The organism is Maribacter sp. C-4077, from assembly GCF_055378385.1.
In genome coordinates this window covers 1969285-1981756 of record NZ_AP038807.1, presented here as the reverse complement: position 1 = coordinate 1981756, position 12472 = coordinate 1969285, and the positions used below count along the sequence as shown (strand labels likewise).

Annotated in this window: 11 protein-coding genes; 1 reads left to right on the top strand and 10 read right to left on the bottom strand. The window is 43.4% G+C overall.

The window, feature by feature from the left end; all coding sequences use genetic code 11:
- From ACZ41C_RS08560 to ACZ41C_RS08545, 4 genes are read right to left on the bottom strand one after another with little or no spacing between them, the layout of a single operon-like run.
- Entirely contained in the window at positions 1 to 765 is a 765-nt protein-coding gene (locus ACZ41C_RS08560) for an SDR family NAD(P)-dependent oxidoreductase (protein WP_464565592.1), read from the bottom strand.
- Between the two features lie 17 nt (positions 766 to 782).
- Positions 783 to 1628 (bottom strand): fumarylacetoacetate hydrolase family protein, encoded by an 846-nt coding sequence (locus tag ACZ41C_RS08555; protein ID WP_464565590.1) that lies wholly within the window; start codon positions 1626 to 1628, stop codon positions 783 to 785.
- A gap of 10 nt (positions 1629 to 1638) precedes the next feature.
- The gene (locus ACZ41C_RS08550; protein ID WP_464565588.1) at positions 1639 to 2529 is read right to left on the bottom strand and encodes an SMP-30/gluconolactonase/LRE family protein; all 891 of its coding nucleotides are present in this window, start codon (positions 2527 to 2529) and stop codon (positions 1639 to 1641) included.
- 9 nt (positions 2530 to 2538) lie between these two features.
- Positions 2539 to 3105, bottom strand: coding sequence for a RidA family protein (locus tag ACZ41C_RS08545; protein WP_138256367.1), 567 nt, complete (start codon positions 3103 to 3105; stop codon positions 2539 to 2541).
- Positions 3106 to 3334: 229 nt separating this feature from the next.
- Here ACZ41C_RS08545 and ACZ41C_RS08540 point away from each other — a divergent pair, with 229 nt between their 5' ends.
- Positions 3335 to 4576 (top strand): MFS transporter, encoded by a 1242-nt coding sequence (locus tag ACZ41C_RS08540; RefSeq protein ID WP_138256368.1) that lies wholly within the window; start codon positions 3335 to 3337, stop codon positions 4574 to 4576.
- Positions 4577 to 4644: 68 nt separating this feature from the next.
- Here the strand turns inward: ACZ41C_RS08540 and scpA are convergent, their stop codons facing one another.
- The 6 genes from scpA to ACZ41C_RS08510 all read right to left on the bottom strand — a co-directional run bounded on the left by scpA (position 4645) and on the right by ACZ41C_RS08510 (position 12450).
- A complete protein-coding gene (gene scpA / locus ACZ41C_RS08535) occupies positions 4645 to 6792 on the bottom strand; it encodes a methylmalonyl-CoA mutase (protein WP_464565585.1) in 2148 nt (715 codons plus the stop codon).
- Positions 6785 to 8170, bottom strand: coding sequence for a methylmalonyl-CoA mutase subunit beta (locus ACZ41C_RS08530; RefSeq protein ID WP_464565584.1), 1386 nt, complete (start codon positions 8168 to 8170; stop codon positions 6785 to 6787). The genes scpA and ACZ41C_RS08530 overlap by 8 nt, the downstream gene beginning before the upstream one ends.
- Positions 8171 to 8261: 91 nt before the next feature.
- A complete protein-coding gene (locus tag ACZ41C_RS08525) occupies positions 8262 to 9023 on the bottom strand; it encodes a LytR/AlgR family response regulator transcription factor (protein WP_464565582.1) in 762 nt (253 codons plus the stop codon).
- Positions 9024 to 9116: 93 nt separating this feature from the next.
- Entirely contained in the window at positions 9117 to 10139 is a 1023-nt protein-coding gene (locus tag ACZ41C_RS08520) for a sensor histidine kinase (protein ID WP_464565580.1), read from the bottom strand.
- A 133-nt stretch (positions 10140 to 10272) separates the two neighbouring features.
- Positions 10273 to 10641: a hypothetical protein gene (locus ACZ41C_RS08515; RefSeq protein WP_464565578.1), complete on the bottom strand. Its 369-nt coding sequence runs from the start codon at positions 10639 to 10641 to the stop codon at positions 10273 to 10275.
- Positions 10642 to 10902: 261 nt separating this feature from the next.
- Positions 10903 to 12450 carry an aldehyde dehydrogenase (NADP(+)) gene (locus tag ACZ41C_RS08510; protein ID WP_464565576.1) on the bottom strand — a complete coding sequence of 516 codons (1548 nt, stop codon included), beginning with the start codon at positions 12448 to 12450 and terminating at the stop codon, positions 10903 to 10905.
- Between the last annotated feature and the right edge of the window lie 22 nt (positions 12451 to 12472).

Genomic DNA, 12472 nt, shown 5'->3' with positions numbered 1-12472 from the left:
TTAACCGTTCAATTTAATGAACCCACCATCGATGGGATAGTCCGTACCAGTAATAAATTGCGCCTCATCACTACATAAATATACTGCCAAAGCGGCAATTTCTTCAGGTTTGGCCATTCTGCCAATGGGCTGCGTTTTTGATAATTTCTCAAACATCTCCTCTTGATTATCGGGGAAGTTTTTGGCGATAAATCCATCCACAAAAGGGGTGTGTACCCGGGCAGGCGAAATGGAGTTACAAGTAATATTGTCGTTTATAAAATCCTTGGCAACGGTTAAGGTCATATTCAATACCGCAGCCTTGGACATGGAATAGGCAAACCTATCTGATATTCCTAGGGATGCAGCAATGCTTGCCATGTTCAAAATACGTCCGCCGCCATGTTTTTTCATTAAAGGAATACATGCATGAAGACAATTATAAACGCCTTTTATATTGATTCGATAGATTCGGTCAAATTCAGCTTCCGAAGTACTTTCAGCCGTACCAATGTGGGCGACCCCGGCATTATTTATCAAGATATCGACTCTGTCAATTCTATTAAAGGTTTCTAAAACGGCTGATTGGTTACTCACATCACACCAATGGAAATATCCCTTACCCCCATTTTCAATGACCGTTTTCAAGGTTTTGTTGGCCGCTTTTTCATCGACCTCCAAAATATGTACTACGGCACCTTGCTCCGCCAAGACAACGGCAATGGCCCTTCCAATTCCGCTGCCAGCTCCGGTGATGACGGCAATTTTTCCTTTTAAACTAAACATATTAAATATCGCTATATTTAGGCATTACTACATTTTTGTTCTTGCCGGCCCAAACCTTCGATTTCCAGGGCTACCTCATCCCCGGCCTTTAAGTATATGGGAGGTTTCATACCCAAACCTACGCCAGGTGGCGTTCCCGTAGAGATGACATCACCAGCTTCCAACGTCATAAATTGGGACAGATAATGCACCACATAATAGCAATCAAAAATCATCGTCTTGGTATTTCCATCCTGCATTTTAACCCCATTTACCCAAAGCTGCATTCGTAGGTTATGTACATCGTCTATTTCATCTGGGGTGGCCAAAAAAGGACCCAAGGGATTAAAGTTGTCACAGGACTTGCCCTTGGTCCACTGCCCTCCCTTTTCCAGTTGAAAGGCTCTCTCAGATATATCATGGGAAATACAATACCCCGCGATGTATTCCTTGGCCGCTTCCATGGAACTTAGATATCTAGCATCTTTCCCGATCACGATGCCCAGTTCCACTTCCCAATCCGTTTTTTGGCTGTTTCGTGGTATTAGGATATCATCGTTGGGGCCTACTACGGTGTTCGCTCCTTTTTGAAAGATGATGGGCTCTTCGGGAATGGCCATACCTGATTCGGCCGCATGATCCGAATAATTTAGACCGATGCAAATCACCTTCCCAGGACGCGAAACACAGGATCCCAAACGTTCCTTGGAATCCACTTCCGTAAACTTGGATATATCCAAAGTTCCCAATTTTTGGAGTCCCCCACACTGAAAAAAGGCTCTGTTCCAATCCGTAAACTCATTGGAAAGGTCCCTTCTGATACCTTTTTCATCCAGCACTCCCGGTTTCTCAACTCCTTGTTTTCCAAATCGTATTAGTTTCATTATGAATAATTTAGTTCTTATATAAAAATCCGGGCACACCTTGGTACCCATTGTTTCGAATTACAAATAAGGAACCCGCCAAAGGTTGCTTTTTCAATTCTTCCTCGGTCAGATCCACTTTTGCGGAGGTCACATACAAATCTTTTAAGTCCTCACCTCCAAAGGTACACGAGGTGATTTTCGCCACGGGTAGTTTGATTCGGGTTAACAATTCACCATTTTGCGGGTTCCAACGGGTCACTTGCCATCCGCCCCAGTGGGCAATCCAGAGCATACCCTCGGAATCGATGGTCATCCCGTCTGGAAACCCCTCTTTTTCATCTATTGAAATAACCACCCTTTTATTAGATATCATGCCCGTTTTAACCTCAAAATCATACGCTACGACACTCCCCGTAGGCGTATCTATAAAATAAAAAAGGGTATGATCCGCATTCCAAGCCATACCATTTGAGATAGTGGTGTTTTCAATCTTTTTACTACTAATCCCGTTCTCGAACATATAGACCGAACCGGCTCCCGTTTCCTCTGAAAGGGCCATACTGCCGACCCAAAATCTTCCGGCGGGGTCACAGGCACCATCGTTGAACCTATTTCCTTGTATATCTTTTTCAGGGTGGTCCACATAGGTTATCAATCCGGAATCCCTATTCAAAAACCCGATGCCTCCCGTAGAGGCCAAAATAAAATTTTGGTCCTTACAAACTGCGGCGCACCCTATCATTTTACCGATCTCATATCGCCTGTACGCATCCGCATGTACCACATATTCATGAAGATGCCCATTCAAAATATCCACCCAACAAATGGCCTTTTTATGGGCATCCCAAAAGGGACCTTCCCCCAATTCGCTTTTATGTGGATGTACCGTTGCTATTTCCATGGGTCTAATGGCATTCATTAAAATTCTTTATTCATAAACCTCAACGACCATTTCTACCTCTACGGCCATGTTTCCAGGCAAGGATCCCATACCCACGGCGGCCCGTGAGTGCTTTCCCTTTTCACCGAAAACCGCGACCATCAGATCTGAATATCCATTGATGACCTTGGATTGTTCTGCGAACTCCGGGATGGCATTCACCATGCCCTTTACGTTCACAATGCGTTTCACCTTGCGCAGATCGCCCAACTCCTCCTTTAGGACGGATAACTGGTTGATGCCCGCCTCCCTGGCCGCATTATATCCTTCTTCCACGGTTAAATCCAAGCCTAATTTTCCAACCACGTTCTCACCATTGGCTTGTCTAGGGCCTTTTCCAGCTAAAAAAAGTAAGTTGCCCGTTCGTACGGCGTGTACATAGTTCGCCACGGGTGAACCTATTGGCCTTAGTTCGATTCGCAAAGCCGACAGATTTGCTTCAGGGTCGTAACCCTCATCCATGGTCACCTTTTCTAGGGCCTCTTTGGGCGGTTCATTCTTGCAACTTAAAACAATGCATAATGCAATAAGTGGTAATGTCTTTCTAAGTATCATGATGTTACTGTATCATTTTTCCTCCAAGGTAGTCTTAAACAGGGTAGTTTACAAATAGGAAAACGGTCTGTTTTACAACTACTTAAAAATCATGCAAACATTTCCAAAACCTCATTATCGTGTATAAGCAAACACTTAAACTATGATTTTCTTAAAAAATAGGGGAAATTATCGCATTTTTCTTAGCTTAGCATGCTAACCAAAAAACAAATTAACAAAACCAACTAATATGAGTTCAACAGCAACTTCAAACGTAAATGCGAACAGATTGTTCTATGCAAGTTGTTTCGCTTTGATTACAACAGCCTTTTCCTTTAGTATCAGGGCTGGTATTTTACCGCAATTGGGAGAGGAACTGAGCCTTTCCGCAGAACAATTAGGATTTATTAACTCCATGTGGTTTTTAGGATTTCCAATATCTATGGTAATTGGAGGATTGATTTACCATAAGGTTGGAGGAAAGGCCATTATGAATTTTGCCTTTTTTGCCCACGCTTTAGGAATTATCCTAACCATCTATTCCGGTAGTTACACAGGTCTATTGATTTCTACCCTGCTTATTGGACTTGGCAATGGTTGTACCGAGGCCGCTTGTAATCCAATGATTGCAGATGCCTATCAGGGTACAAGAATGAGCACCATGATGAACAGGTTCCACATGTGGTTTCCCGGGGGCATTGTAATAGGTAGTTTGATTTCAAAATTTATGACGGATGCCGGATTGAGTTGGGAATCCCAAATTTGGGTTATTGTTATCCCAACACTTATTTACGGATATCTATTCTTAGGACAAACTTGGCCAAAAGCCAAGGTGGAGGAAGGTGCTACCTTGAGTGGTAACCTAAAAGCAATGATTTCTCCGCTTTTTATTTTCATGATCGCCTGTATGGCACTAACCGCCGCCTCAGAATTCATTCCACAACAGTGGTCCAGTATCATACTGGCAAAAAGTGGTGCCCAGCCTATGTTGATTCTAGCCTTGGTTACGGGTATTATGGCCGTTGCCCGATATTTTGGTGGTGATATGGTCAAAAAATTCGACCAAACCGGGGTATTGCTAGGGTCTGCTGTTTTAGCTACGATAGGTGTATATCTATTTAGTACCCAAACTGGAGCCATGGCTTATGTAGCTGCTATCTTTTTTGCCTTGGGTGTTGCCTATTTCTGGCCTAACATGATAGGTTTTGTAGCCGATAAAATCCCAAAAAGTGGCGCTTTGGGTATGTCCATTATAGGAGCCGTGGGAATGTTTTCCCAAACAATCTTTCAACCCTTGACCGGAAGGTGGATAGACTCCGATTTGGAGAAAGTAGCCGCTACTGGACTTACTGGTGATGAACTGGAATTGGTAGCAGGACAGGAAACGATGCGCACCATAACCATTTTCCCCGCCTTGGCCGTTGTGATGTTCATTATCCTATATTTTTGGATGAAAAACAAAAAATCATCTGGTGAAGTAGCCACGGCTTAATATAGAAACAATACCATAAAAAAGGGATCCCGTACAAGGTCCCTTTTTTTATTGCCCCTGAACGGATTCTATTGCAATAGTATCTCTAATATCTCTATGGCGGCATCACTTATCTTTGTTCCCGGGCCATAAATGGCGGTAACACCTTTTTCCTTTAGGAATGTATAGTCCTGTTTGGGAATTACACCCCCAACAATCACAAGAATATCGGCCCTGCCATAGGCTTTAAGTTCTTCGATAACGGCTGGGACCAAGGTTTTATGCCCGGCCGTTAATGAGGAAATCCCCAAAATATGTACATCGTTCTCAACGGCCTGCTTGGCGACCTCTCCCGGTGTTTGGAACAAGGGTCCTATATCCACGTCAAATCCCAAATCGGCATAGGCGGTGGCCACTACCTTGGCCCCACGATCGTGTCCATCCTGTCCTATTTTGGCGACCATGATTCGTGGCCTTCGGCCTTCCTTTTCAGCCAATTCGTTGGCCAACTGAATCGCCCTCTTAAAACTTTCGTCCTGTTTGATCTCCTTGGAATACACGCCTGTAATCGTATTGGTTTTTGCCGTATGCCTACCATAGGCCCTTTCAAGCGACGTGCTGATTTCGCCCAAAGTCGCCCTGGCCCTAGCTGCTTCGACTGCTAAAGCTAATAAATTATCACGCTGTTTGTTTTCTTCAAGTGAATCCTTTGCCCCTTTTGTAAGTTGATCTAAAAGTCGCATTACTGCTGTTTCATCCCGATTTTTCTTTATAGTTGCGAGTCGGGATAGCTGTTGCTCCCGAACCTTCTCATTGTCCACCTCCAAAATACTCAGGACATCTTCTTGTTTCAATTGGTATTTGTTAACCCCTACAAGTACATCGGTTCCACTGTCCAATCGGGCCTGTTTTTTGGCCGCTGCCTCCTCAATGCGCATTTTGGGGATTCCTGCCTCTATGGCCTTTGTCATTCCACCTAATTCCTCCACCTCTGTTATGAGGTCCCAGGCCCTCTGTGCCAATTCATGGGTTAGGGTTTCCAGATAATAGCTGCCGGCCCACGGATCCACCGTTTTGGTAATTTTAGTTTCCTCCTGAAGAAATAATTGGGTCTCACGTGCAATCCGTGCCGAAAAATCGGTGGGTAAGGCAATGGCCTCGTCCAAGGCATTGGTATGTAAACTTTGTGTCCCACCAAAGACCGCCGCCATGGCCTCGATAGTCGTCCTGGCTACATTATTAAAAGGGCCCTGTTCCGTTAAGCTCCAACCACTGGTTTGACAATGGGTACGCAGCATCAATGATTTTTCATTTTTCGGACCGAACTTCTTTACCAATTTGGCCCATAACATGCGACCCGCACGTAACTTGGCGATTTCCATAAAATGGTTCATACCAATCCCCCAGAAAAAGGAAAGCCTTGGTGCGAAATCATCGATTTTGAGTCCAGCCGCAAGACCTGTTCGTATATATTCCAAGCCATCGGCCAAGGTATAGGCCAATTCCATTTGGGCCGGAGCACCGGCCTCGTGCATGTGGTACCCGGAAATACTGATGCTATTGAACTTGGGCATAAACTTACTTGTGTATTCAAAAATATCGGCGACCAAACGCATAGAAGGCCCGGGGGGATAGATATAGGTATTCCTCACCATGAATTCCTTAAGAATATCGTTTTGGATGGTTCCCGATAATTGCTCTTTGGATACGCCCTGTTCCTCAGCGGCAACAATGTAAAAGGCCATGATTGGGATTACCGCCCCGTTCATAGTCATAGAAACCGACATTTTATCCAGCGGAATGCCATCGAACAAAATCTTCATATCCTCCACGGAATCGATAGCAACCCCAGCCTTGCCAACATCGCCCACAACGCGTTCATGGTCGCTATCATAGCCCCGATGGGTGGGAAGGTCAAAGGCGACCGACAGACCCTTTTGTCCTGCCTCCAGATTTCTTCTGTAAAAGGCGTTACTTTCCTCGGCCGTAGAAAACCCGGCATACTGCCTTATGGTCCAAGGTTTCTGGACGTACATGGTAGGATACGGACCTCGTAAAAAAGGTGGTAAACCCGCTGCAAAACCCAGATGGTCCAAATCACTCAAATCTTCTTTCGAATACGCTTTTTTTAAAGCAATTCCTTCTGCAGTCACGAATTCCTTTTGGGAACTATTGGTGGAATCATTCGTGGCATTCCCGGTTTTAAGTTTGATATGTTGTACGTTCCTTCTACTCATCGTTCAGCCTTTTTTGTTCCATGGCTTCGGCCAAGCGTGATTCTATTATGGGTACTGTCAAGGTTTTTCTGGACCGGGTTTTCACAAAAGGGTACAGCTCCAAATCGGCTTTCATCCTATCGGAACCGGTTATAAATTTATTCGTGCCTACAAGCACTTCCCTCTTGGTATCAAATTCTGTCTGTTGCTTGTTGGCAGCTTCCTTAATCTTTTGTTGGACGGTGCCATTTTTTAATTGCCTTAGGAAACCGCCCTCGCGTTCGACCGATTTAAAAAGTTCCAAGGCCTTTTCCGCCAATTGGGCGGTCAAGGATGCGATGTAATAGGCACCATCGGCAGGATTATGTACACTATTGAAATAGGCTTCCTCCTTGAGAATCAATAACTGGTTTAGGGCAATTCGGCTTGAAAACCCATTGTCCTTATGGTATATTTTATCGTACGGGTGAGGGAAAACTACCTCCGCCCCGCCTAAGATTGCGCTCATGCTTTCGGCCGAAGTCCTGACCATATTCATATTGTAGTCATACAACGTTTTGTTCCTCTTGGAAGGTTCCGCAACGATATGGCAGTCCGCCGTGAGACCGTAATCTTCCATCAACGTTTTCCAGAGTAGCCGCAAGGCCCTAAGCTTCGCTATCTCAAAAAAATAATTGCCCCCAACGGACACCTTAAATGTGACCCTTCCCAGTTTATTTAATAGGCCTTTGTCATACAAATGCTGTACATATTCATGGGCGTGGGCGAGTCCGTATCCCAATTGCTGCACCATATCCGCCCCGGCATTTTCATACAAGGTGGTGTCGATACTCAAAATGGTATCCGTCCCGGTTTGTAGCAGCACTTCCAGTTCTTCATGGTCTTTGTTCAGGTTGTGGAACCAATTTCCGGTACGGGCCAAATTCCCGATGATATCGATGTTCAATTGCAGATTGGATGTTCCTTTGCCTACGGATTTGAGCAGGGAGGTTATATAGGACCCTGATAGAAATTGAAATTGGAACGACACCGGAATTTTTTCCAAATCGATACCCCTTAATAGCGCTTCAGGCTTTACTTCAATATCGGGAATGGTAAAATCTAGCACCTCGACCCCATTTTCCAATCCTTTTAATGCCCTTTTGTTCGCTGATTTCGCGTTGCCCGCGTACATGGATTGCCCTATTTTCCATGAGGTGATTGTACCCGTGGCAGGTAAGGTTTCTTCAAGATCCTCCCTGTGATAAAAAGGTTTTACATGGATTCCTTCCCGGGAAGTCCATAGCAACTCCGTATTGTAATCGGCTCCCTTTAGGTCATACTGAATTTTCTGTTTCCAGGCTTTGGCGGAAACCGGGGGAAAATCGTTAAAAAGAGGCGTTGCCTGTTTTTTTGACATTACGGGATTATATCAATGGTACTTTCCCAAAGATACGATAAGAAATAAGGAAAAACGACTGCTTACAGCAACCTGTAAAATACTCTTTTAATTACGTATTCACCCAGTTTTTAAAGGCCGTGGCCTTGGCCTTGCTAACCACCACTTTTTCATCACAGGCGGGAGATAGGGTTATAATGAGTTTTCCGTTGAAGTAGTATTTGATGCTTTCCAAGGCATCTTTTTTTACAATGAACTGTCTATTGACACGGTAGAATTTTGCAGGGTCCAAGCCTTCCTCGATTTCTTCCAACTTGGTATCCATTACATACGATTGATTATCTACCGTAACTCCTTTAACGATGCCCGTATCGATTCTAAAATAAGCGATACTATCCGTTTTTAAGGGAATTAGCTGATCCCGGTGACTTACCAAAAAGGTCTCCCGGTAATTTTGCCCTCGACCACCGATCAAATTTAGTAGACTGTCTATTTGTTGCTTGTCTATACCCTTGTCCGGTGTCCTACTTTTAAACTTTCTTATGGCTTCTATAAGTTCAACCTCGTCTATGGGCTTTAAGAGATAGTCGATACTGTTCACCTTAAAAGCTTTTAGAGCATATTGGTCGTAGGCCGTGGTAAAAATGATGGGAGTACTAACCTTAACTTTTTCGAAAATTTCAAAGGAAAGTCCGTCCGCCAGATGGATGTCCATAAAAATGAGGGATGCCTTGTAGGGTACGGAAAAATATTCTACCGCATCGGTCACGGATTCCAGAACTTGTTCCACTTCAATGGTTTCATCAATGGATTTAAGTAAATAGGCCAAGTTTTCACTGGCCGCCAATTCGTCCTCTACGATGATTACTTGCACACGTTTAAAATTTGGTTATTATTTTGCTTTTTAAACATTCCCTTCTTAGAAGGTATATAGCTTGCAATAAAACTCAATGTAACTACATGCTTCTCATGCCAAAGGTAACTCCACACTGAAAATATCGTCGTCCTGCCGAATACTTAAGTCCTGTTTTAATAGCAGAGCATAGCGTTTTTTCAAATTTATCAAACCGTTCTTTGTTCCATCCGCCAAATTGGTCCTTGGCCTGATAATGTTCTCTACAAAAATAGACCCGTTCCTTTGTAAAATGTCCACTTTAAGTGGGTGGGAAGCGGATATCTCATTGTGCTTTACGGCATTTTCAACCAGCAATTGTAAGGCCATAGGCGGTAGTTTTTTATCCAAAAAAGACTCGTCAATCTTTATATTCAACTGGAAACGATCTCTATACCTCGTTTCAATGAGATATGCATAACTTTCCAAATACTTCAACTCCTCCTTAACCGTCACCAAATTGGAGTCTCCGCTTTGGAGGATATATCGGTACATATATGAAAGTTTGTTCACAAATTGTGTTGCCGGTTTATTGTCCCTTATCAAAGAAGTTAGCGAGTTTAAGGAATTGAACAGAAAATGTGGGTCTATCTGATTCTTTAATGCGGCAAGTTCGTTTTGAAGGTTTTGCTGTTTTAACCGTTCGTTCTCCAATTTACTTTCCTGCTGATCTGTCTGCAAGCGCAATACCCTAGCTATAAAAAAAAGGACTACGGTAAGTACTACGTAATTGAATTTCACAAACCCCCAATCACGTTTATCTATATCAACGCCCATCACATGATAATACATAAAATGGTATAATGTCAATAACAACAGTAAAATAAGAAAATCAATCACCACTACTATGACCAATTGTACGGTATGCCTTGCCTTTATCTTTTGATATACCAAATTGGTATTTACTTGTAGAATCAAATAAGAGAATAAAGCAAAGAAGATATAACGATACAGAAAATCCATTACCAACTCACCGGAAAGGTCAATACTTCCACCGGAAAACATATTGTATAGATAAATCGACCTGGGAAGCGAAATAAGAATGGCCAAAAGCAAGGAAACCTTGATTATCTGTCCGGCCTTTATTGGTTTTATCATAGTGGTTGGTCGCATGGATTCTTAGGCTTCAAAAGTACATTAATTTTGGTTGGTTGGACCTTGTATGGAGAATAGGCCTCCAAGTTAATGAAGGCCTATTTAAAGGTGCTAACTAACAACAATCAACCACCTGTTACTTATATGCATTGAAATCTTTTGGGAGGTAAAGGGCTACATCAAAGCCCAAATCCACTTCTTCATCTTCTTCAAGAACCACAATATTCTCAACAGCTAATTCCATTCCGTCGTAGGCATTAAAACCAAGAGGCAGGTATTCTAATGTGTCAAAACCCAAATCCACTTCTTCCTCGATCTCCAACACGACGATTTCGCTGGCATTCAGGTTGGCTAACTCTATGGAAATTTTCAATCCTTCGGCAAATGGATTATATTTTGTCGTATGCGGATTGTGCTCCAAATTTTTAAGGTTGCAATCGCCTTTTGCCGAAATCAATAAACCCCCCAAAATTCCTATCCCTAGTAAAACACTAACTTTTTTCATTATATCTATTTTTTAATTATCTATCTGTTTACGAATTATTTACAGGGCAAATGTAGGATAGAAGTAGTGCCTCAAGGGATGTTTTAGTGTGAAGTGACTAAAAATTGACCTGAAACCGCTTCGTGTTAAAATGAAGCAACGGCACCTATTTAATTGCAAGCGGAAAAAGATATGTGTAAACCCGAAGGAATATAAAAAACTAAAAAAAAGTACCCCTTTAAAACTTAAATCAAAGGGGCACCAAATAATTTAAAGAAAGAACTACACCGATTTTTGGGAAAACTCGCCATCTACCAAACGCCAAACGCCCAAGGGATTGTCGTTTTTAAGTTCCGGTGGAAGTAAACTTTGCGGATAATCCTGATAACAGACCGGCCGAACAAATCGCTTTATGGCATTGGTCCCCACAGACGTTGAACTTGGTGCCGTTGTAGCGGGGAACGGGCCTCCATGAACCATGGAATGACATACCTCCACCCCGGTGGGATAACCATTCACCAATACACGCCCAACTTTCTGCTCCAAAATTTCAAATAGTTCTGCATATTCCTCCAAATCGGCCTCGGTAGCGTGCACGGTGGCCGTTAAATGGCCTTCAAGATTTCTTGCAGCGTTCAAAAGATCCTCCTTAGCTGATGCTTCAACCAATATGGAAGAAGGACCAAAATTTTCTTCAGAGAGTTTACTATTTTTCAAATAGGTGTCTATCGTAGTTTTGAAAACCTTTGAACAAACCCCGATACCCCCACCTGCGGATTTTCCTTCGCCCAGAACTTCCAAGTCCTTTGTTCCGGAGAGTTCTTCCAACCCTTTATTATAGGCCGATTGGATTCCAGCCGTAAGCATGGTTGCCGGCTCGGTAGCCTTTATTTGATTTGATAACACCTCAAGAAATTCATTGGACTTGTCCCCTTTTGGATAAAAACTAAGACCGGGATTGGTGCAAAATTGGCCAACGCCCATATTAAGTGAATTGGAATAGCCTTGGGCCAATTGCGAGGCACGCTCCTTAAGTGCCCCCGGTAAAATGAACATGGGGTTTGTACTTCCCATTTCAGAAAAAACGGGAATTGGAATGGGCCTTGAGTTCGCATAATTGAATATAGCCATACCCCCATTGTAAGATCCCGTAAAACCAACAGCTTTTATTGCTGAATGCTTCACCAGATTTTCACCGACTTCGATCGAGGTTCCCTGAACCAAGGAGAACACACCCTCTGGTAACCCTATTTTTTCGACGGCCTTTTGAATGGCACCTGCAATCATTTCAGTGGTTCCTGGATGCGCCGGATGCCCTTTGTATACCACAGGACATCCCGCTGCCAAGGCCGAAGCCGTATCACCACCAGCTGTTGAGAATGCCAATGGAAAATTACTTGCCCCAAAGACCGCAACCGGACCCAATGGAATCAACATATGTCGTATATCCGATTTGGGCAGGGGCTCCCTATTAGGTTGTGCCAAATCAATGCGGGCATCTACCCAAGAACCTTCCCTAACTACACTGGCAAACAATTTTAATTGATTCATGGTTCTTCCCCGTTCTCCGGTAAGCCGTCCCAATGGCAAAGCAGTTTCTAGATTACAACGCTCAAGCAGGGCATCACCCAATGCAAGAATTTCATCGGCAATTGTTTCCAAAAATTTAGCTTTGGTCTCGTTATCAAGCCTTCTGTAAACCTGAAAGGCCTTGGCTGCATTTTGAGCGGCTTGGTCTACATCTTCCCAAGTGGAATTTTTGAATTCACCTTCTAGCTTTTCTCCTGTTGCCGGGTTTATTGCCTGATAATAGGTTGTTTCTTTACTCATTTGTTATTCTTTTTCCTTGTAT

Bases quoted from the DNA above. Each gene is read 5' to 3' on its own strand.
- ACZ41C_RS08540 (WP_138256368.1), top strand. From the start codon at position 3,335: ATGAGTTCAACAGCAACTTCAAACGTAAATGCGAACAGATTGTTCTAT.
- ACZ41C_RS08555 (WP_464565590.1), bottom strand. From the start codon at position 1,628: ATGAAACTAATACGATTTGGAAAACAAGGAGTTGAGAAACCGGGAGTG.
- ACZ41C_RS08550 (WP_464565588.1), bottom strand. From the start codon at position 2,529: ATGAATGCCATTAGACCCATGGAAATAGCAACGGTACATCCACATAAA.
- ACZ41C_RS08520 (WP_464565580.1), bottom strand. From the start codon at position 10,139: ATGATAAAACCAATAAAGGCCGGACAGATAATCAAGGTTTCCTTGCTT.
- ACZ41C_RS08560 (WP_464565592.1), bottom strand. From the start codon at position 765: ATGTTTAGTTTAAAAGGAAAAATTGCCGTCATCACCGGAGCTGGCAGC.
- ACZ41C_RS08545 (WP_138256367.1), bottom strand. From the start codon at position 3,105: ATGATACTTAGAAAGACATTACCACTTATTGCATTATGCATTGTTTTA.
- scpA (WP_464565585.1), bottom strand. From the start codon at position 6,792: ATGAGTAGAAGGAACGTACAACATATCAAACTTAAAACCGGGAATGCC.
- ACZ41C_RS08515 (WP_464565578.1), bottom strand. From the start codon at position 10,641: ATGAAAAAAGTTAGTGTTTTACTAGGGATAGGAATTTTGGGGGGTTTA.
- ACZ41C_RS08510 (WP_464565576.1), bottom strand. From the start codon at position 12,450: ATGAGTAAAGAAACAACCTATTATCAGGCAATAAACCCGGCAACAGGA.
- ACZ41C_RS08530 (WP_464565584.1), bottom strand. From the start codon at position 8,170: ATGTCAAAAAAACAGGCAACGCCTCTTTTTAACGATTTTCCCCCGGTT.